This is a genomic window from Amycolatopsis sp. SB7-3, assembly GCF_041021335.1.
Lineage (GTDB): Bacteria > Actinomycetota > Actinomycetes > Mycobacteriales > Pseudonocardiaceae > Amycolatopsis > Amycolatopsis japonica.
In genome coordinates, this window is record NZ_JBFPJQ010000002.1 from 87,974 (window position 1) to 107,159 (window position 19,186).

At 70.1% G+C, this 19,186-nt stretch carries 19 protein-coding genes; 9 read left to right on the top strand and 10 right to left on the bottom strand.

The genetic code is table 11. The annotated features are described in order from the left end of the window. The first annotated feature begins 165 nt into the window (after nucleotides 1-165). From AB8M46_RS18600 to AB8M46_RS18620, 5 genes are all read left to right on the top strand, one after another. The gene (locus tag AB8M46_RS18600) at nucleotides 166-1,515 is read left to right on the top strand and encodes an NlpC/P60 family protein (RefSeq protein ID WP_037337381.1); all 1,350 of its coding nucleotides are present in this window, start codon (nucleotides 166-168) and stop codon (nucleotides 1,513-1,515) included. Between the two features lie 3 nt (nucleotides 1,516-1,518). After that, nucleotides 1,519-2,061, top strand: a complete 543-nt coding sequence (locus tag AB8M46_RS18605) for a molybdenum cofactor guanylyltransferase (protein ID WP_394360950.1) — start codon at nucleotides 1,519-1,521, stop codon at nucleotides 2,059-2,061. A gap of 278 nt (nucleotides 2,062-2,339) precedes the next feature. After that, nucleotides 2,340-3,410, top strand: a complete 1,071-nt coding sequence (locus tag AB8M46_RS18610; RefSeq protein WP_037305078.1) for a MoxR family ATPase — start codon at nucleotides 2,340-2,342, stop codon at nucleotides 3,408-3,410. A gap of 70 nt (nucleotides 3,411-3,480) precedes the next feature. Further along, entirely contained in the window at nucleotides 3,481-4,365 is an 885-nt protein-coding gene (locus tag AB8M46_RS18615) for a DUF58 domain-containing protein (RefSeq protein WP_225950060.1), read from the top strand. Further along, entirely contained in the window at nucleotides 4,362-5,342 is a 981-nt protein-coding gene (locus tag AB8M46_RS18620) for a VWA domain-containing protein (RefSeq protein ID WP_394360951.1), read from the top strand. Before AB8M46_RS18615 ends, AB8M46_RS18620 begins: the two co-directional genes overlap by 4 nt. Nucleotides 5,343-5,419: 77 nt before the next feature. Here the strand turns inward: AB8M46_RS18620 and AB8M46_RS18625 are convergent, their stop codons facing one another. Beyond that, complete coding sequence (locus tag AB8M46_RS18625; protein WP_037337394.1) at nucleotides 5,420-5,881, bottom strand: tRNA (cytidine(34)-2'-O)-methyltransferase; 462 nt, start codon at nucleotides 5,879-5,881, stop codon at nucleotides 5,420-5,422. Nucleotides 5,882-5,993: 112 nt separating this feature from the next. Here AB8M46_RS18625 and AB8M46_RS18630 point away from each other — a divergent pair, with 112 nt between their 5' ends. Further along, nucleotides 5,994-7,589: an alkaline phosphatase D family protein gene (locus tag AB8M46_RS18630; RefSeq protein ID WP_394360952.1), complete on the top strand. Its 1,596-nt coding sequence runs from the start codon at nucleotides 5,994-5,996 to the stop codon at nucleotides 7,587-7,589. Here AB8M46_RS18630 and AB8M46_RS18635 read toward each other — a convergent pair. The 6 genes from AB8M46_RS18635 to AB8M46_RS18660 all read right to left on the bottom strand — a co-directional run bounded on the left by AB8M46_RS18635 (nucleotide 7,577) and on the right by AB8M46_RS18660 (nucleotide 13,845). Continuing rightward, nucleotides 7,577-8,008, bottom strand: coding sequence for a thioesterase family protein (locus AB8M46_RS18635; protein WP_038513971.1), 432 nt, complete (start codon nucleotides 8,006-8,008; stop codon nucleotides 7,577-7,579). The genes AB8M46_RS18630 and AB8M46_RS18635 overlap by 13 nt on opposite strands. Nucleotides 8,009-8,078: 70 nt before the next feature. Continuing rightward, a complete protein-coding gene (locus AB8M46_RS18640; RefSeq protein ID WP_394360953.1) occupies nucleotides 8,079-9,362 on the bottom strand; it encodes an alpha/beta hydrolase family protein in 1,284 nt (427 codons plus the stop codon). Nucleotides 9,363-9,462: 100 nt separating this feature from the next. After that, on the bottom strand, nucleotides 9,463-10,404 hold the full coding sequence (locus tag AB8M46_RS18645) for a TAXI family TRAP transporter solute-binding subunit (RefSeq protein WP_394360954.1): 942 nt from the start codon (nucleotides 10,402-10,404) through the stop codon (nucleotides 9,463-9,465). Further along, a complete protein-coding gene (locus AB8M46_RS18650) occupies nucleotides 10,401-11,804 on the bottom strand; it encodes a sensor histidine kinase (RefSeq protein ID WP_394360955.1) in 1,404 nt (467 codons plus the stop codon). Before AB8M46_RS18650 ends, AB8M46_RS18645 begins: the two co-directional genes overlap by 4 nt. 3 nt (nucleotides 11,805-11,807) lie before the next feature. Further along, nucleotides 11,808-12,476: a response regulator transcription factor gene (locus AB8M46_RS18655; protein WP_037337413.1), complete on the bottom strand. Its 669-nt coding sequence runs from the start codon at nucleotides 12,474-12,476 to the stop codon at nucleotides 11,808-11,810. Between the two features lie 10 nt (nucleotides 12,477-12,486). Beyond that, entirely contained in the window at nucleotides 12,487-13,845 is a 1,359-nt protein-coding gene (locus tag AB8M46_RS18660; protein ID WP_037337416.1) for an MFS transporter, read from the bottom strand. A gap of 192 nt (nucleotides 13,846-14,037) precedes the next feature. Here AB8M46_RS18660 and fabG point away from each other — a divergent pair, with 192 nt between their 5' ends. Then, the gene (gene fabG, locus AB8M46_RS18665) at nucleotides 14,038-14,742 is read left to right on the top strand and encodes a beta-ketoacyl-ACP reductase (protein WP_016334125.1); all 705 of its coding nucleotides are present in this window, start codon (nucleotides 14,038-14,040) and stop codon (nucleotides 14,740-14,742) included. Between the two features lie 50 nt (nucleotides 14,743-14,792). Then, nucleotides 14,793-15,560: an enoyl-ACP reductase FabI gene (gene fabI, locus AB8M46_RS18670; RefSeq protein ID WP_394360956.1), complete on the top strand. Its 768-nt coding sequence runs from the start codon at nucleotides 14,793-14,795 to the stop codon at nucleotides 15,558-15,560. Between the two features lie 64 nt (nucleotides 15,561-15,624). Here the strand turns inward: fabI and AB8M46_RS18675 are convergent, their stop codons facing one another. The 3 genes from AB8M46_RS18675 to AB8M46_RS18685 all read right to left on the bottom strand — a co-directional run bounded on the left by AB8M46_RS18675 (nucleotide 15,625) and on the right by AB8M46_RS18685 (nucleotide 17,875). Continuing rightward, complete coding sequence (locus tag AB8M46_RS18675; RefSeq protein WP_394360957.1) at nucleotides 15,625-16,029, bottom strand: nuclear transport factor 2 family protein; 405 nt, start codon at nucleotides 16,027-16,029, stop codon at nucleotides 15,625-15,627. An 8-nt stretch (nucleotides 16,030-16,037) separates the two neighbouring features. Next, on the bottom strand, nucleotides 16,038-17,219 hold the full coding sequence (locus tag AB8M46_RS18680) for a Cmx/CmrA family chloramphenicol efflux MFS transporter (protein WP_394360958.1): 1,182 nt from the start codon (nucleotides 17,217-17,219) through the stop codon (nucleotides 16,038-16,040). 71 nt (nucleotides 17,220-17,290) lie between these two features. After that, nucleotides 17,291-17,875, bottom strand: coding sequence for a TetR/AcrR family transcriptional regulator (locus AB8M46_RS18685; protein WP_394360959.1), 585 nt, complete (start codon nucleotides 17,873-17,875; stop codon nucleotides 17,291-17,293). A gap of 85 nt (nucleotides 17,876-17,960) precedes the next feature. Between AB8M46_RS18685 and AB8M46_RS18690 the strand changes: the two genes are divergently transcribed. Continuing rightward, on the top strand, nucleotides 17,961-19,007 hold the full coding sequence (locus AB8M46_RS18690) for a ferrochelatase (protein ID WP_394360960.1): 1,047 nt from the start codon (nucleotides 17,961-17,963) through the stop codon (nucleotides 19,005-19,007). The last annotated feature ends 179 nt before the right edge of the window (nucleotides 19,008-19,186 follow it).

Here is a 19,186-nt window from a genome sequence, read left to right on the forward strand (position 1 = left end):
TCTCATCGACCTGCGGCCGTTCGAGTGACGAAACGTTCGTCTGTTCGTCCCCCGTTGAGGGGAAATGGTGCCTACGGTGTGTAAGTTCCTGGTGGTGCTTCTGGTAATGCTGTGACGGCAGTGGCACAGTGAGCTCATTGTTCAAGATCAGGAGGTGGGTGGATCGTGCGTGGTGAAGCCGGGTCGGGGACCGGTGCCCGCCGTGGCATGACCATCGGCGCCCTCGGCATCGCCCTGTTGCTCGGGGTGACGGGTACCGCCGTTGCGGTACCGCCGCCTCCGCCGAATCCCAGCGACTCCGAGATCAACTCCAGCAAGGCCGACGCCAACGCCAAGGCGGGTGACGTCGGCAGGCTCACGAACCAGCTGGCCCAGGCCGAGTCGAAGCTCGCGCAGCTCAACGACGACGTCGAGCTGAAGATGGAAGAGGCCAACAAGGCCAGGGTCGACGCGGAGACCGCGCAGGACGAAGCCGCGCAGGCCGATCGCGAGGCGCGGTCCGCGCGTACCGAATCCGACGCCGCGCAGGCGACCATCGACAAGGCCCGCGCCGATCTCGACAAATTCGCCGCCGCGAGCTTCCAGCAGGGCAGCACGATCGGCTCGGTGTCGGCGTACCTGACCGCCAACAGCCCCAAGGAACTCCTCGGCCGCGCCCAGATGCTCGACGCGGTCGGCGGCAGCAGGCTCAACGCGCTCGACGCGATGAAGCGCGCGCAGACGGACAAGTCCAACAAGGACGCGACCGCGCGCAAGAAGCTGGAGATCGCGCAGGAGCGCAAGCGCGCGGCCGAGGCGGCCAAGCACGAGGCCGACAACGCGCAGAGCGCGGCACAGCACGCCCAGGACACCCAGGCCGCGCAGAACCAGAAACTCGAAGCCGATAAGGCCAGTGTCGAGAAGCAGCTCTTCGAAGCACAGCAGAAGGTCAACGGCTTGCAGGGGCAGCGGCAGCGCTACGAGGACTGGAAGGCGCAGAAGGCCCGCGAGGACGAGGAGCGCGCCCGTCAGGCCGCTCTCGCCGCGGAAAGGCCCAGTCAGGGCGGCGGTGGCCGTCCGTCCGGCAGGCCCGTCCAGTCGGCTCCGGCCGGGGCGAGCGTCGAGGCCGTCGTCCGGCGGGCGCTCGCGCAGCTCGGAGTCGTTTACGCGTGGGGTGGCGGCAACACCTCCGGCCCCACCCGCGGTATCCGCGACGGTGGTACGGCCGACCGTTACGGCGACTACAACAAGATCGGCTTCGACTGCTCGGGCTTGATGATCTACGCGTTCGCCGGGGTGAAGTCGCTTCCGCACTACAGCGGCTACCAGTACAACGCCGGGCGCAAGGTGCCGCTCTCCCAGATGCGCCGCGGCGACATGCTCTTCTGGGGCGGCAGCGCGCGGGGCATCCACCACGTCGCGATGTACCTGGGGAACGGCCAGATGGTCGAGGCGCCGCAGTCGGGTCTGCGGGTCCGGATCGCGCCGGTGCGGTACGGCGGCATCATGCCGTACGCGACCCGCTTGATCGGATAGAGCGTGTCCTACGCGGGGATCGTGCTGGCGGGCGGCGCCGCGCGTCGACTGTCCGGTGTGGACAAACCCGCGCTCGCCGTCGGCGGGAAACCGTTGCTGGCCAGGGCTTTGGCGGCCCTCGCGGACGCGGATCCGGTGATCGTCGTCGGCCCGGAACGGCCGGGCTTCGGCGACGTCGTCTGGACCAGGGAAACGTCGCCGGGAACGGGTCCGGTGGCCGCGCTGGCGGCCGGGCTCGCGCTGGTGCGCACGGAGCTCGTCGTGGTGCTGGCCGGTGATCTCGCCGGCGTCCGGAAATCCACTGTGGACCGCTTGCTGGCGGGACTCGGCCGGGCCGCGGGGGCGGTACTGGTCGACGCGTCGGGGGAGCGGCAATGGCTGCTCGGCGCCTGGCGTGCGGAGGCCTTGCGCGACGCCCTGCCGGAAACGGTGGAGAACGCGTCGCTTCGGCGGACGTTGGGCGGGCTGGAGATCGTCGACGTGCCCGAAGAGTCCGGGGAGAGCGCCGACATCGACACGCCGGAGGATCTGGACCGGTTTTCCTGACCGGAACCGGGGAACGCGGGCGGGCGGTTCGGCATCATAAGCCGGTGAGCGACCTGCATCCGGACGAGTAGCCGCCGGCACCGGCTCGCCGTCGTCCGGCAGCGGATGGCGATGCATCCGAAACAGGCGTGGGAGGACCTGGTGAAATTCCGCGGCGAGGCCCCTTCACAGCCGTCATACCGCTGATCGGGTTGGCTACCGTCACGAACGGCTGTGTCACCGACCACTACGGTCACATCCGGACGCAAGAACGCAAGCGGGGAACACAGGAGGCACGAGTGACCGAGCCCGGCTACGCCGACGGCGCGCAGCAGCAGCCCGGAACGCCGGCGCGGGACGCCCAGTTGCTGGAGCGGACCGTGTTCGAGGTCAAGCGGATCATCGTCGGCCAGGACAGGCTGGTCGAGCGGATGCTGGTCGGCCTGCTGGCCAGGGGACACCTCCTGCTCGAAGGTGTGCCCGGTGTCGCGAAGACCCTCGCCGTCGAGACCTTCGCGCGAGTGGTCGGCGGCTCGTTCTCGCGTGTGCAGTTCACCCCGGACCTGGTCCCCGCCGACATCCTCGGCACCCGGATCTACCGGCAGGGCGCGGAGCGGTTCGACGTCGAGCTCGGCCCGGTGGTGGCGAACTTCGTGCTCGCCGACGAGATCAACCGCGCGCCCGCGAAGGTGCAGTCGGCGATGCTGGAGGTGATGGCCGAGCGGCACGTGTCGATCGGTGGCCAGACCTTCCCGATGCCCGACCCGTTCCTGGTGCTCGCCACGCAGAACCCGATCGAGAACGAGGGTGTGTACCCGCTGCCCGAGGCGCAGCGTGACCGCTTCCTGTTCAAGATCGTCGTCGAATACCCGACGGCCGAGGAAGAACGCGAGATCATCTACCGGATGGGTGTCACCCCGCCCACCCCGCAAGAGGTGCTCAGCCCGGCCGAGCTGGTGCGGCTGCAGAACGTCGCTTCGCAGGTCTTCGTGCACCACGCGCTCGTCGACTACGTCGTGCGCCTCGTGCTCACCACCCGTACGCCGAACGACCACGGCCTCGCCGACGTCGCGGGCTGGGTTTCCTACGGCGCTTCGCCGCGTGCCAGCCTCGGCATCATCGCCGCGGCCCGCGCGCTGGCGCTGGTCCGCGGGCGGGACTACGTGCTGCCGCAGGACGTGGTCGACGTCGTTCCCGACGTGCTGCGTCACCGGCTCGTGCTGTCCTACGACGCGTTGGCCGACGGCGTCCCCATCGACCACATCATCACGCGGGTGCTGCAGACCGTGCCGCTGCCGCAGGTCTCGGCCCGTCCGCAGGGCGGCGCCGGACAGGGCGGCCCGGTCCCGGCCGGCGCACCGGTCAGGTAAGGAATCGAGCGTGAAGAACGAGAAGGGCGAACGTCCTTCCTGGGCTCCGCCGGTACTCCGCGGGGAGCGGATGGAGGCGGGCCTGCGCACGCTCGAACTCGACGTGCGCCGCCGTCTCGACGGGCTGCTGCAGGGCAACCATCTCGGCCTGGTGCCGGGGCCCGGTTCGGAACCGGGGGAGGCCCGGCCGTACCAGCCCGGTGACGACGTCCGCCGGATGGACTGGGCGGTCACCGCGCGCACGACGAGCCCGCATATCCGGGAGACCGTCGCCGACCGCGAACTGGAGACGTGGCTGGTGGCGGACGTGTCCGCGAGCCTCGACTTCGGCACCGCGCTGTGCGAGAAACGCGACCTGGTCGTCTGCGCGACGGCCGCGGTCGCGCATCTGACCGGCGGTGGCGGCAACCGGATCGGCGCGCTCGTCTCCAACGGGGCAGGCAGCATCACGCGCATCCCGGCGCGCGGCGGGCTCCCGCACGCGCGGGGGCTGGTCCGCAAGATCGCCGAGACCCCGCGTGCCGAGGAAGGTGTCCGCGGGGATCTCGCCGCGGCACTGGAGAAACTGCGCCGTCCGCCGCGCCGTCGCGGGCTCGCCGTCGTGATCTCCGACTTCCTCGGCGACACCGAATGGCAGCGTCCGTTGCGGGCGCTCGGCGGGCACCACGACCTCATCGCCATCGAAGTCCTCGACCCGCGCGACATCGACCTGCCCGACGTGGGCACCGTCGTGCTGGCCGACCCGGAGACAGGGAAACAGCGCGAAGTGCACGCTTCGGCCTTGCTGCGCAAGGAATTCGGCGCCGCCGCACACGCACACCGGCAGGAGGTCGCGGCCGCGCTGCGCCGGGCCGGTGCCGCGCATCTGGTGCTGCGCACCGATTCGGACTGGATCGCGGACATGGTCCGGTTCGTGGTGGCCCGCAAGCGCCGCTGGTCCGGTGGTGTCGCGTGAGCCTCACCGGATTCGCGTCGCCGTGGTGGTTCCTGCTGCTGCTGGCGGTCGCCGCGGTGGTCGTGGGCTACGTGCTGTCCCAGCGCGCGCGGCGCAAGCGCACCATGCGGTTCGCCAACCTGGAACTGCTGGAGAAGGTCGCGCCGAAGAGCCAGGGATGGGTGCGGCACGTTCCCGCGATCCTGATCGTGCTCTCGCTGCTGGTGCTCACCGTCGCGCTCGCCGGGCCGACGGCCGAGCAGAAGGTGCCCCGCAACCGGGCCACCGTGATGCTGGTGATCGACACCTCGCTGTCGATGGAGGCGACCGACGTCGCCCCGACCCGGCTGAAGGCCGCACAGGAGTCGGCGCGGTCGTTCGCGCAGAACATGACTCCTGGCGTGAACCTCGGGCTGATCTCCTTCGCGGGGACGGCGACCGTGCTGGTCGCGCCGACCACCGATCGCGGTGGCGTGGTGAAGGCGATCGACAACCTGAAGCTGGCGCAGTCGACGGCCACCGGTGAAGGGATCTTCGCCGCGTTGCAGTCGATCGAGAGCTTCTCGGCGATCGTCGGTGGCGCGGAAGGTCCGCCGCCCGCCCGGATCGTCCTGATGAGTGACGGCAAGCAGACCGTCCCGGACGACCTGTACGCCCCGCGCGGCGGCTACACGGCCGCGCAGGCGGCGAAGCAGGCGCAGGTGCCGATCTCGTCGATCTCGTTCGGCACCACGCACGGTTCGGTCGACATCGACGGCAAACCGCAGGACGTGAAGGTCGACGACGAATCGCTGGAGGAGATCGCGCGGCTTTCGGGCGGCGACTTCTACAAGGCGGCGAGCGCGGACGAGCTGAAACGCGTGTACGACGACCTCGGCGAGCAGATCGGGTACGAGCTCAAGGACGCCGACGCGAGTCGTCCTTGGGTCATCCTCGGGACTTTGGTGCTGATGATCGGAGCCGCGGCTTCGCTCTTCCTGGGGCAGCGACTGCCCTAGCCGGCTCGCGACGTGTCATGAAAGGGCCGTTCAGGACAAAAGATGTCCTGAACGGCCCTTTCATGACATCCGGGCGGCTAGGGGGTCGCGAAGCCGTTCTGCCGCCAAGCCTCGTACACGCTGATCGCAGCGGTGTTCGAGAGGTTAAGCGACCGGCTCGACGGCAGCATCGGCAGCCGCACCCGGTCCGTCACCTGCGGGGACTCCTGGATCTCGGCGGGCAGCCCCGCCGACTCCGGCCCGAACATCAGGACGTCGCCGGGCTCGTACGCGACGTCGGTGTGCAGCCGCGTCGCCGAAGCGCTGAACGCGTAGACCCGGGCGGGCAGCAAAGCCGCCCACGCCGCGTCGAGATCCGCGTGGACGTGGACGCGCGCGAGGTCGTGGTAGTCGAGCCCGGCGCGCCGCAACTGCTTGTCCTCCAGCGTGAAACCGAGCGGCTCCACCAGGTGGAGCTCGCAGCCGGTGTTCGCGGTCAAGCGGATCGCGTTACCCGTGTTGGGCGGGATTTCGGGGCGGTAGAACAGGATGCGGAACACGAGGGTTGATCGTCTTTCGTTCACGGGCGCTTCGCCTGAGCGCGGCCGGGCGGCCATCAAGCCGGACGAGCATGAGGCCCGCCCGTGACCATCCCACCACAGGAGGGCTTACATGCCTTCGCTCCCTCACCCCCTGTCGCGGCGTCGCTTCCTCGGTTATGGCTCCGCCGGCGCGGCCGCCGTCCTGCTGGGGACCGGTGCCTGGAACGCCGCCGGCGCGATGCCGCTCGCTCGCGGTGCCGGCGACCCGTTCACCCTCGGTGTCGCTTCGGGCGACCCGCTGCCCGGCGGCGTCGTGCTCTGGACCAGGCTCGCGCCGAAGCCCTATGAGGCCGACGGGTTCGGCGGTATGCCGCGCACGCCGGTCCGCGTCGAGTACGAGGTGTCGCTCGACGAGCGTTTCCGCGCCGTCGTCCGCCGCGGCTCCGTGGTCGCCACGCCCGAACTCGGTCACTCCGTGCACCCCGAGATCCACGGTCTCGCGCCGGATCACGAGTACTTCTACCGCTTCCGCACGGGCGGCGTGATCTCGCCGGTCGGGCGCACCCGGACGGCGCCGGTCGCGTGGTCGTCGCCGCGTGAGCTGAACTTCGCGTTCGCGTCGTGCCAGAACTGGGAGGCCGGGCACTTCACCGCGTACGACCACATGGCGGCCGAGGATCTCGACCTGGTCGTGCACCTGGGGGACTACCTCTACGAAAGCGGTGTCACCGGTGTCGGCCGCGGGACGCCGGTGGGATCGCAGTTCAAGGGCGAGACCTTCGACCTGGCCCGCTACCGGCTCCAGTACGCCCTCTACAAGTCCGAAGCGCCGCTGATGGCCGCGCACGCCGCCTTCCCGTGGATCCACGTCAACGACGACCACGAGGTCGAGAACAACTGGGCCGGCGACATCTCGCAGATCGACAAGGAACCGGACCAGGACCGCGCGGTGTTCCGGCAGCGGCGGGCCGAGGCGTTCCAGGCGATGTACGAGCACCTGCCGTACCGCATCGCCCAGCTGCCGAAGGGGCCGGACGCGCGGCTTCACCGGCGGCTCAGCTACGGCACGCTGGCCGATTTCACCATGCTCGACACCCGCCAGTACCGCGACGACCAGCCGTGCGGCGACGGCCAGTCGGCGAACTGCACCGAGCGGTTCGACGAGAACCGCACCCTGCTCGGCGCGGAGCAGCGGCAGTGGCTGCTCGACGGGTTCTCGCGGTCCCGCGCGCGGTGGCAGATCCTCGGCAACCAGGCGCCGATGGGCCAGACCGACACCGACGCGGGTGAGGCGACGAACGTCTACCTCGACCCGTGGGACGGCTACGTCGCCGACCGCGACCGCGTGCTGGCCGCGGCGCAGGACCGCGGGGTGCGGAACCTGGTGGTCATCACCGGCGACCGGCACCAGAACTACGCCTGGGACCTCAAGCGCGACTTCGGCGACCCCGGTTCGCCGACCGTGGCGAGCGAGTTCGTCGGGACGTCGATCACCAGCGGCGGCAACGGCGCGGACATGACGCCCGGCGGTGAGACCCTGCTGAAGGCCAACCCGCACATGAAGTTCTTCAACAGCCAGCGGGGCTACGTCCGGGTGAACGTCAACCGGCAGCGCTGGCGGAGCGACTTCCGCGTGGTGCCGTTCGTCAACACCCCCGGAGCGCCGATCAGCACGCGGGCCAGTTACGTCGTCGAAGACCGGCGGCCCGGCGTTCAGTCCGCCTGAGCGGGCACGAAGGCGGCGTACGCCTCGCGTACCGCCGCGGGCGGCGCCGCCTTCGTGAGCGTCGACGGGTCGACGAAGACGTAGCGGGTCTTGACTTCCGCGCACAGCCGGCCGTCGCGAGTGATCTCGAAGTCGATGATCAGCGACGTCGTGCCGAGGTGGTTCAGGTACACGGCGACGACCAGTTCGTCGTCGTAACGGCAAGGCGCGCGGTAGCGGAGATTCGATTCGGCGACGACGACGTCGACACCGGCGGCCAGGGCCTCCTGGTGGGAGCCGAAGAGGGCCTTTTCCGCCTCGAACATCGCCATGTCCACATAGGCGAGGTAGTGCGCGTTGAACACGATGCCCTGCCCGTCGCATTCGTGGTAGCGCACGCGCAGCGGCATCTCGACGATCGGTTTCCGTGGCTCTGTCACGGTTCCAACCTACGTGAAGGCCCCCTTCCCGCGGCTGAGCCGAGGGAAGGGGGCCTTCACGCGCGTCCGGTCAGTCGATGAAATCGATGTTCGGATGACGCGGCGACTCGCCGTCGAGCAGATGCCGGTCCCGGCCCTTCAGGTGCAGATCGAAGAACGCGCCGATGTAGTCCCGCTGCGCGGCCACCGAACGACGGGGATCGATGGTGCCGATGACCGCCTCCCGCTTCTCCGGCGTCACTCGCGAACCCAGCTGCGGCACGACGACCTGCAGATCGCTGTAGGCCATGTGCGTGCTGCCGCCGCGCAGGTACAGATCACGCTTCCAGCCCCGCTGGTTGGCCCAGAAATCCGCCCAGCTGCGGTCGAATTCGGGATGCCGGTGCGTGTGTTCGAGCGGTTTGCCGGTCTCGTCGGTGCCCTCGGCGCCCATCAGCATGAACGGCCGGTCGAGACCGCGTTTGGTGACCTCGCCGGGCACGTAGACGCTGCCCGGCGGGTAGCCGATCGCGCTCGCCATCGCGCCGTCGAGGTTGATCCCGGCATCGATACGCCGGTCGTGGACCATCGTCTCGCCCGCGGTGAACCCGCCGTAGGAATGGCCGTAGGCGCCGACCCGCGACAGGTCGAGCGACCAGCCGAGCCCGCGGGGGAGCGGCCGGTTCTCCGCGTCCGGGTTCTGCCCGCGGGTGATCTTCGTCAGCTGGTCGAGGACGAACCGGCTGTCGGCGACGCGGGCGTCGAGCGCCTTCTTCATGAACTCGGGACCTTCGCCCGAGACGGCCGTTTCGAGCCTTCCGCCAGGGAATTCGACCGCGGCGCTCTCGTAGGTGTGCGAAAGCGAGAGGACCACGTAACCACGGCTGGCCAGGTCGTCGACGATCGCCGTGTACGTCTCACGAGGGCCGCCGAAGCCCGGGGAGAAGAGCGTGACGGGCTTCGGCGCGCCATGCGCCACTGGCACGCCGAGTTCGGCCCGCCGCTTCGCCGAGGCCCAGTCGATGGAGCCCGCCGGCAGACCGAGGTAGTCCTCGCTCGCCAGCACCTGGTCGAGGACGGAGCCCACCCCGGGCGCGAGCCACGGTGCTCGCGGGCCGTCGGCGAACCGGTCCGCCGGATAGGTGACGGTGACCATGAGCTCCCGTCGCCGCTCCGGTTTCCACGGATCGGCGCGGGACGGGTCGACGAGGTGGAGGTCGGTGGTGCCGACGTCGTAGGGGCCGGTGAGGGCCGGTGCGGTGAGCTTGGCCTGGTCGGCCGCGACGGCGGGGGCCGCCGTCGCGAGCCCGCCCGCGAGCGCGAGGCCCGCGATCAGCGCCGAACCCCGCACCACCCTGGTGTGTCTCAATCCCACTGCGGGAGTCCTTTCGGATCGGAGCGGCCCGGTGACCGCCTGCTTCCGACCCTGGCAGCGCCCCAGTGCGACGCGCATCCCTCTGAAGATGGAGCCGTGATCACCCGTGCAGGGCACGGTAGGCCGAAGCGGCTCCGGGATGCAGCGGGACCTTCCCGGTACCGATCAGCGTCCGGACGTCGAGGAACTGCGTTCCCACGGCGGCCGCGGGGACGAGGTCGGCGGCGTGCTCGGCCAGCACCCGCGCCACTGCGGCCGCGACGTCGTCGGGCAGTGACGGAGCGGCCAGCAGCAGGTTCGCGACGCCGATCGTCCGCAGCTCGCCGACACCCTGATAGGCCTGCGCCGGGACGTGGACCTGGTCGTACACGGGTCCGTAGCCGGCGCGCAGGGCGGGAAGGTGACCGTCGAGCGGGAGGAGCGTGATCGGGGTGGTGCGGTTCAGTTCGGTGAGCGCGGGGGTCGGGATCCCGCCGGACCAGAGCAGCGCGTCGACCTCGTGCGCGGCCAGCGCGTTGATCGCTTCGCCCAGGAGCAGGTTCTTGGCCTTCACGGGCACTTCGGCGCGGGCGAACAGACGGGTGCTGAACACCGCGACGCCGGACCCGCTCGCGCCCATCGCCACCGGACGCCCGGACAGATCGGCGAGCGACCGCACACCGCCGTCCACCCGGACGACGAGCTGGTGGTAGTTCTCGTAGACGCGGCCGATGGCCGAGAACGCGATCGGGACGGAGAACGGCTCCGCGCCGAGGAAAGCGGACTCGGCGACGTCTCCGAGGACGAGCCCGAGATCGGCTCTGCCGTCCCGTAGCCGACGCAGGTTCTCGACACTTGCCTCGGTGGCGACGGCGCTCGCCCGCAGCCGTGGTTCCGCCCGGTTCAATTGCTGGGCCAGGAGTTCCGCGAAGGCCAGATAGAACCCGCCGTTCTCGCCCGCCGCGATGACGACCTCTCGCTCCGGGCCCCGGTAGCCCGCGGCCGAACAGCCCGCGAGTGGCGCGAGCCCGGCGAGGAGTGCGGTGCGCCTGGTGACGGTCATGGCTTTTCCCTTGCCGCTAGAGGGAGTTCGACGCGGACTTCGAGGCCGTGCGGTTCCGCCTCGCGCAGTTCGAGTTTCCCGCCCCTGGCGAGCACGTGCTGGCTCGCGATCGCGAGGCCGAGACCCGTGCCGCGCGGGGCGCCGTCGCCACCGGCACGCCAGAAGCGTTCGGTCGCGCGTTCTCTGTCCTCTTCGGACAGTCCAGGACCGTTGTCGGACACGAAGAGCGTCGCCGTCGTGTCGCCGGTTTCGTAGCCGGTGGTGATCGTGGCGCCGCGTCCCGCGTAGTGCACCGCGTTGTCCAGCAGGACGTCCAGCACTTGGGCCAGTTCGCTTTCCTCGCACCGCACGGGCACCGGCTCGTCGTGGCCTTCCGACGCCGCGAGGCCCACTCCCGCGTCTTCGGCCGAGGGCCGCCACGCGTCGACCCGTTCCGCCAGGACGGCGGGGAGATCGCAGGGTTCGTCACCGGATTCGCCCGCGGCGAGCCGGGTCGCGGCACTTTCGGCGAGCGCCAGCGCGAGCAGCCCGTCGAGCAGGGATTCCAGGCGCTCGACCTCGGCGACGGTCGCCCGGTACGCCCGCTGGCCGTCGCCGTCGACCTGCGCGGCGAGCGAATCCACCCGCAACCGCAAGGCGGCCATGGGATTCCGTAGCTGATGCGACGCGTCCGCGACCAGCCGCCGCTGCTGTTCGGCCGACTCGACGACGGCGTCGGACATCCGGTTGAACGACGTCGCGAGCGACCGCAGCTCCCGGGGCCCGGCCCGCTCGGGGACCTGCGCGCGATGTCCTTCGGTCACCGCCTGCACGCCGGTCTCCAGTTCGTGCAGCGGCCGCACCATCCAGCGGGCCAGCAGGACGGCGAGCAGTACGAACACCGCCGCGACCAGCACCGCGCCCGCGACGATCGCGGCCCAGCGGGCGGCGACGTCGGCCGCCGCCGTGGTCACCGACGCGCGGAGCACGACCACACCGGCCACCCGGGTCCCGGTGCCCACCGGACGGGCGAAATGGACCGGATCCGCCGACCACGGGCTGAGCTGTTCCGGCCCTTTCGCGGGCTGGTTGCGCAGCGCCGCCTCGACGAGCGAGCGGACCACCGGTTCCGCGGCGGTCATCCCACCGGTTTCGACCAGCGGCACTCCGCGCGCGTCGACCACCACGACCGCTTCGCCGTATAACGACGAATACCGCGCGGCGTCGACCGCCAGCGCGGTCGGGTCGGCGGCGTCGACCGCCTGCTGGGCGAGGACGACGAACCGGTCGACATCGGCGTTGCGGGCGATCACGAGCTGCTGTGTGCGCTGTGCGGCCGTCGACCCGAACAGCGGGATCGCGAACGCGGCGACCACCGTCAGCGCGAGGGCGACGAGGACGACCAGCAGCCGGGTGCGCACCGGTCAGTCCCGGCCCAGCCGGTAGCCGAAACCCCGGATGGTGGTCAGCAGGCCCGGCCGGTCGAGCTTCGCGCGCAGCTGGGTCAGATGCACGTCGAGCGAACGGGAGACGGCGAGGTACGCGTCGCCCCAGACCTCGTCCATCAGCTGCTGGCGGCTCACCGCGGTGCCCGGCCGGGCGGCGAGTACCGCCAGGACGGCGAACTCCTTGGCGGTGAGCCCGATGTCGTGCCCGTCGACCAGCACGCGACGCGCGCCGAGGTCGATCTCGACGTCCTCGACGCGCACGACACCGTCCCGCGGTGCCGCGGAGACGGAGGCACGGCGGACGACCGCGTCCATCCTCGCCAGCAGTTCGGCGAGGCGGACGGGTTTGGTCAGGTAGTCGTCGGCGCCGAGCCGCAGCCCGCGCACCACGGACCGTTCGTCCCCGCTCGCGGTGAGCACGAGAACCGGTACCGGCGACACCTGACGGACCTTCCTGAGCACGTCGAGCCCGTGCATGTCGGGCAGGTTGAGATCCAGCAGGATCACGTCGGCGGCGCGGTGCCGGTGCAGCGCGTCGCTGCCGCGGATCGCGTGGGAGACGGTGTGGCCGCGTGACTGCAGCGCTTCGGCGAGCGCGTCGGCGACACCGGCGTCGTCCTCGACGAGCAGCACCCGCACGGCCACACCTTCCCGCCTAGCCTTCGCGGCCGGACACGAGCTCGGGCTCGGGCCGCTTCTTCTTGTCCAGCTCCGAGGTCTTCGAGGTTTCCCGCATTGTGCCGTACACGATCAGCGACACCAGGACACAGCCCGCGACGTAGTAGAAGAACACCGATTCGTGGCCCGCGCCCTTCAGCGCCTGCGCGATGAGCTCGGCGGTGCCGCCGAAGATCGCCACGGTGAGCGCGTAGGGGAGACCGACGCCGATCGCGCGGATCTTCGTCGGGAACAGCTCGGCCTTCACGATCGCGTTGATCGAGGTGTACCCGGTGACGATCACCAGCCCGGCCAGCATCAGCAGGAAGGCGAGCACCGGCTGCTTCGTCCCGCCCATCAGCGTCATGATCGGGACGGTCAGCAGCGTGCCGGCGATCCCGAAGAACATCAGCAGCGGACGGCGGCCGATGCGGTCGGAGAGCTTGCCCGCGAACGGCTGCAGGATCGCGGCGACGAGGATCGCGCAGAACAGGATCAGCGTGACCGTCCGGCGCGGGATGCCCGCGGTGTTCTCCATGAACTTCTGGCTGTAGGTGGCGAAGGTGTAGAACGACACCGTGCCGCCGAGCGTGAGGCCGACGACGAGCGCGATCTCCTTGGGGTACTTGATCAGCGCGCGCAGGGTGCCCTTGTCACCCGCGTCCTTGCCGGTGCCGGAGGCCTTGGTCTCCTCGAAACTGGCCGACTCGTCCATCCCGCGGCGCAGGATCATCACCACGACCGCGGCGAGCGCGCCGACGACGAAGGCGATCCGCCAGCCCCACGAGGTCAGCTGCTGCTCGGTCAGCACGGCCTGCAGCAGGAGCTGGAGACCCAGCGCCAGCAGTTGGCCGCCGTACAGCGTCACGTACTGGAAGCTGGAGTAGAAGCCGCGTTTGCCCGGAGTGGCCACTTCGGACAGATAGGTCGCGGAGGTCGAATACTCGCCGCCGACCGAAAGTCCTTGGATGAGCCGGGCCACCAGCAGCAGGATCGGCGCGGCGATCCCGATCGTGGCGTAGGTCGGCGTCACGGCGATCATCAGCGACCCCGTCGCCATCAACGTGACGGAAAGCACGAGTGCGCTTCGTCGCCCGAAGCGATCGGCGAACCGGCCCAGCATCCAGCCGCCGAGTGGCCGCATGAGGAAGCCGACCGCGAACACCGCCGCGGTGCCGAGGAAGGCCGCCGTCGTGTCCTTGGTGGGGAAGAAGGACTTCGCGAAGTACGTGGTGAAGGCGGCGTAGGCGTACCAGTCGTACCACTCGACCAGGTTGCCGATCGAGCCGCGCAGCACGTTGCCGACGACTCGACGTTCGCTCACGGGCGGCGACGCTTCGCCGATCCGGGTTGTCATCTTTGACCTCCTGTGTTCCGGCTCACGGTGAACAATCCGTGACCGCCGGGCAAGGTTTCGGCGCGGTTCCTAACATCCGCTTAGGACGGTCGCGGTTACCCGGAGGTAGGGGTGGCGCGGCTCCGGCGCGAACCTGGCGAGCCGATAACCTCAGTGCCGTCAGCGCGACAAGACGAGGCGAGGAGAGCTGAAGTGGGACGGTCGGTACTGGTCACCGGCGGCAACCGCGGCATCGGTTTGGCGATCGCGAAGGACCTCGCGGCGCAGGGGCACAAGGTCGCGATCACGCACCGCGGTTCCGGCGCGCCCGAAGGCCTCTTCGGGGTGCAGGCCGACGTCACGGACGCCGAGCAGATCGACGCCGCGTTCAAGCTCGTCGAGGAGCACCAGGGCCCGGTCGAGGTCCTCGTCGCGAACGCCGGGATGACCGACGACACCCTCCTCATGCGCATGAGCGAGGAGCAGTTCACCCGCGTGGTCGACGCCAACCTCACCGGCGCGTACCGGGTGGCCAAGCGTGCCTCCCGTGGCATGCTGCGCGGCAAGTGGGGCCGCTACATCTTCATCTCGTCAGTCGTGGGCCTCACCGGTTCGGCCGGTCAGGTCAACTACGCGGCCAGCAAGGCGGGCCTCGTCGGTCTCGCCCGCTCGCTCGCGCGTGAGCTGGGCTCGCGCAACATCACCTCGAACGTCATCGCGCCGGGCTTCGTCGCCACGGACATGACCGACGAGCTCGGCGAGGACCGCAAGAAGGAGATCCTCGCCCAGGTTCCCTCCGGCCGGTACGCCGAGCCGTCGGAGATCGCCGCCGCCGTCCGCTACCTCGCCTCCGAAGAGGCCGGTTACGTCAACGGTGCGGTGCTGCCGGTCGACGGCGGCCTCGGCATGGGCCACTGACGTCCCCGTTTTCCCGTACCGATCGCAAACCACTCCGGACTGGAGGTCCCGTGCCAGGACTGCTCGAAGGCAAGCGCCTGCTGATCACCGGCGTCATCACCGACGCCTCGCTCGCGTTCCACGCGGCCAAGATCGCGCAGCAGGAGGGCGCGAAGGTCGTGCTCACCGGCTTCGGCAGGCTGTCGCTCGTCGAGCGCATCGCCAAGCGGCTCCCCGAGCCGGCGCCGGTGCTGGAGCTGGACGTCACCAACCAGGAGCACCTCGACTCGCTCGCCGACCGGGTGCGTGAGCACGTCGACGGGCTCGACGGTGTGCTGCACTCGATCGGGTTCGCCCCGCAGTCCTGCCTCGGCGCGCCGTTCCTGGACGCCCCGGGCGAGGACGTGAAGGTGGCCGTCGACGTCTCGGCGTTCTCGTTCAAGTCCCTGGCTGTCGCGACGCTGCCGCTGCTCTCGCGCGGTTCGTCGATCGTCGGCATGGACTTCGACGCGCGCGTCGCGTGGCCCGTCTACAACTGGATGGGCGTGGCGAAGGCGGCGCTGGAGTCGGTGAACCGGTACCTGGCGCGCGACCTCGGGCCGAAGGGGATCCGGGTCAACCTGGTCAGCGCCGGTCCGATGAAGACCATGGCCGCGAAGTCGATCCCGGGCTTCTCCGAGCTGGAGGAGGGCTGGGGCGACCGCGCGCCGCTGGGCTGGGACAGCTCCGACCCGGACCCGACGGCGAAATCCGTCTGCGCCGTCCTGTCGGACTGGCTGCCCGCCACCACCGGCTCGATGATCATGGTCGACGGCGGAGTGCACGCCCTCGGCATCTAGGTCTCGATGCGCGTGAAGGCCTCCTTCCCTCGGCTCAGCCGCGGGAAGGAGGCCTTCACGCGCGTCAGGGCTGGACGGCGTTCGCGACGTGCCAGGAGTCCTCGAGCATCAGGTACTTGGTGATCCGGCCGTCGTCGTCCACTTCGAACTCGAGGCTGAAGGCCGTCTGGATCACCTTGCCGGTGCTGCGGATCGTCGAGCGCAGGCGGCCGATCGCGACCGCGTGCGGCCCGTCGACGAAGACGCGTTCGACGTCGAACCGGTCCTTGATCAGGCCCTTGTCGAGCAGGTCGTAGAACTCACGGATCTCCGCCCGGTTCCGGCGCGGGCCGATCCACGGGACCAGATCCGTCGCGCCGGGGATGTCCCACGCGACGCTGTCGGCGAAGAGTTCCGTGGCGCCATCAGAGTCTCCTGTGGACATTCGGCGGAAGAACTCGTCGAGGGTGGCCTTGGTGCGTTCGGACATGATTCTCCTTACTGAGTAACGGGTTCACGGAGCAGGCGGGTATCGTCGGTGCGCTGGACACCGGCGGCGAAAGTGAGTGCGACGACGGTGGCGACCCCGAGCCCGACGCTCACCCACGCCACGCTCGGATAGCCGAGTCCGGCGTCGATCGACTCGCCGCCGAGCCACGGGCCGACGGTGTTGCCGACGTTGAACGCGGCGGTCGTGCTCGCGCCGACGAGCGTGGGGGCGTTGCCCGCCACGGCGAAGGCGCGGACGTTCAGGGCGGGATTGACCCCGAATCCGGCGACGCCGAACAGGAAGACGGCGAAGATCGCGACCGGCGTCGCCGGACCGGAGACCGCGAGCAGCACCAGAGCGAGCAGGGCTACGGCTAGGCCGCCGTAGAGGGTCGCGAAGGGCCTCGCGTCGGCGAGCCTGCCGCCGGCGGTGATCCCGATCAGCGCGCCGAGCCCGAACAGGGAGAGCACGCCCGGCACCCAGCTTTCCGGCAGCCCGGCGACCTCGGTCAGCAGAGGCGCGAGATAGCTGAAGGTCGCGAAGATCATCGCCTGCGCGAGCGCGATCACGCCGAGCGCCAGCCAGAAGCGGCCGCCCCGGTAGAGCCGCAGTTCGGTCGCGACGTCGGTCTTGTCCTCACCCTTCTGGGTCTCCGGGACCAGGGCGAAGACCCCGATCAGCGCGACCACGGTCAGCGCCGTGACCGCCCAGAACGCCGCCCGCCAGCCCGCGTGCTGGCCGAGGAAGGTCCCGGCGGGGACGCCGGCGATGTTCGCGACGGTGAGGCCGCCGACCAGGATGGCCAGCGCGCGGCCGCGGCGCTCGACCGGGACGAGCGCGACCGCGGTGGCCGCCGCGACCGCCCAGAATCCGGCGCACGCGACCGCGCTGACGACGCGCGTCGCGAAGAGCAGGGCGTACCCCGAGCCCAGCGCGCCGACGACGTGCGAGAGCCCGAAGACGACGAGCAGGGCCATCAAGGTGGCGCGCCTCGGCACCCGCAGTGTCGCGATCGCGAGCAGGGGAGCGCCGACGACCATGCCGATCGCGAAGGCCGAGATGAGCAGCCCGGCCTCCGGGATGCCGACGTTCAGATCGGCCGCCATCCCGGGGAGCAGGCCGGTGATCATGAACTCGGAGGTGCCGAGCGCGAACACGCTCAGTCCGAGTACGCAGACCGCCAAAGGCACGAGAAATCCCTCCAGTTTTGTATCGTTCAGTCCAAAATGTGGGCAGCGTTGCGCACAAGGGTTCGTTCGGTCTACTTCGCGGCGATCGCGTCCACCGCGATGGCCGCGACGGCCTCCATGGCCGCTCGTCCGGCGCCGCGCCGGGACATCAGCCGGAGCCCGGCGACGGTGCTGTGCGCGAACTCGGCGACGGCGCCGGGCTCGCGACCGCCGTCGATCGTCCCGTCCAGCTGCCCTTCCTCGGCGCAGGCCGAAAGAAGGGCGATGTGCCGCCGGGTGTCGGCGTCGATCCGCGCCTTGACCTCGGGATCGCGCTCGCCGAACTCCGCCACCGTGTTGACCACGAGGCAGCCTCGGCCGGGATGCTCGACTTCCTCGTCGATCGTGTACGCGAACAGGGCGCGGAACCGCTCGACGCCGGTCCCGGATTCCTCCAGCAAGGCGGTCCTGGCCGTGATCCCGCGTTCGGCGTAGTGGTCGAGCGCGCGCATGAACAACGCGTGCTTGCTGGTGAAGGTGTTGTAGATGCTGCTGCGGCCCAAGCCGGTGGCTTCGCAGAGGGCCTGTGTCGACGTGCCCTCGTAACCGCGCGCCCAGAACGCGTCCATGGCGCGCCCGACCGCGGCGCGCTCGTCGAATTCCTTCGGCCTGGCCATGGAAGCGACCGTACCAGGTTTTGGATCGGTCGGTTCAAAACGGGCCGGGTCAGCGTGCGGGGCGCCACAACGGCAAGATGGCGGGGTGGGTTACGACGCGCTGCTTTGGCTTTCGTTCGGTGGTCCCGAGGGACCCGACGAGGTGATGCCGTTCCTGGAGAACGTCACGCGGGGCCGGGGGGTCCCCCGGGAACGGCTGCTCGAGGTCTCCGAGCACTACCAGCACTTCGGCGGGGTCTCGCCGATCAATCGGTTGAACCGGGACGCGATCTCCGCGGTCGAGAAGCGACTCGCGGCCGCCGGGATCGATCTGCCCGTCCACTTCGGCAACCGCAACTGGCGGCCGATGGTCGAGGACACCCTGGCCGAGATCACCGAGGCGGGCGCTCGGCGCGTCCTGGTCTTCCCGACGAGCGCGTACGGCGGCTATTCCGCCTGCCGCCAGTACGACGAGGACATCGAGCGTGCCCGCGCGTCGGTCGGCGACGGTGCGCCGGAACTGGTGAAGCTGCGGCAGTTCTTCGACCACCCGCTGTTCATCGCCGCCTTCGCCGACGCCGTCCGGGCCGCGCACGCGAAGCTGGGGAACCGGCCCGGGACCAGGACGGTGTTCTGCGCGCACTCGGTGCCCGAGTCCGCCGACAAGGCGTCCGGGCCGCCTTCGGAAGGCGGACGGCGTTACTCGCGCCAGATCGCCGAAGCGGCCCGGCTCGTCGCGGCCGAAGCGGGGATCGAGACCTACGACGTCGTCTGGCAGTCGCGCTCCGGCCCGCCGCAGGTGCCGTGGCTGGAGCCGGACATCGTCGACCACATCGACGCGCTGCACGCGGAAGGTGTCACGTCGGTGGTCGTCTGCCCGGTCGGTTTCGTGTCCGACCACCTCGAGGTGATCTGGGACCTCGACAACGAGGCTGCCGAACGCGCCGCGGAGCACGGCATGGGCTTCGCGCGGGCCGCGACTCCGGACACCGACCCGCGGTTCGCGGAGCTCGTCGTGGAGCTGATCCGGGAGCACACAGAGGGGGCGCCGGCGCGGAAGCTGTCGTCGTTCCCGGCGGCCGGGTGCACGATCAACGGGGCGCCTTGTGCGGTCGGGTGCTGTGAGCCGGCGAAGAGGCCCGCGCGCCCGTAAGTGCCTAGCCCTCGCCGCCTTGCTCGCTGTGAAGTACGTGAAGGCCCCCTTCACTGCGTCTAACGCAATGAAGGGGGCCTTCACGCGCGGCCGCTGTGACTGCTGGTGCCACTGAGGCTGCGGTGGCGATCGCGTAGTCCGTGAAGGCCTCCTTCCCTACCTTCAGGGTAGGCAAGGAG

Coding starts and splice junctions, on each gene's coding strand:
- AB8M46_RS18615 (WP_225950060.1), top strand. CDS start 3,481: ATGGAGGCGGGCCTGCGCACGCTCGAACTCGACGTGCGCCGCCGTCTC.
- AB8M46_RS18630 (WP_394360952.1), top strand. CDS start 5,994: ATGCCTTCGCTCCCTCACCCCCTGTCGCGGCGTCGCTTCCTCGGTTAT.
- AB8M46_RS18645 (WP_394360954.1), bottom strand. CDS start 10,404: ATGACCGTCACCAGGCGCACCGCACTCCTCGCCGGGCTCGCGCCACTC.
- AB8M46_RS18660 (WP_037337416.1), bottom strand. CDS start 13,845: ATGACAACCCGGATCGGCGAAGCGTCGCCGCCCGTGAGCGAACGTCGA.
- AB8M46_RS18675 (WP_394360957.1), bottom strand. CDS start 16,029: ATGTCCGAACGCACCAAGGCCACCCTCGACGAGTTCTTCCGCCGAATG.
- AB8M46_RS18685 (WP_394360959.1), bottom strand. CDS start 17,875: ATGGCCAGGCCGAAGGAATTCGACGAGCGCGCCGCGGTCGGGCGCGCC.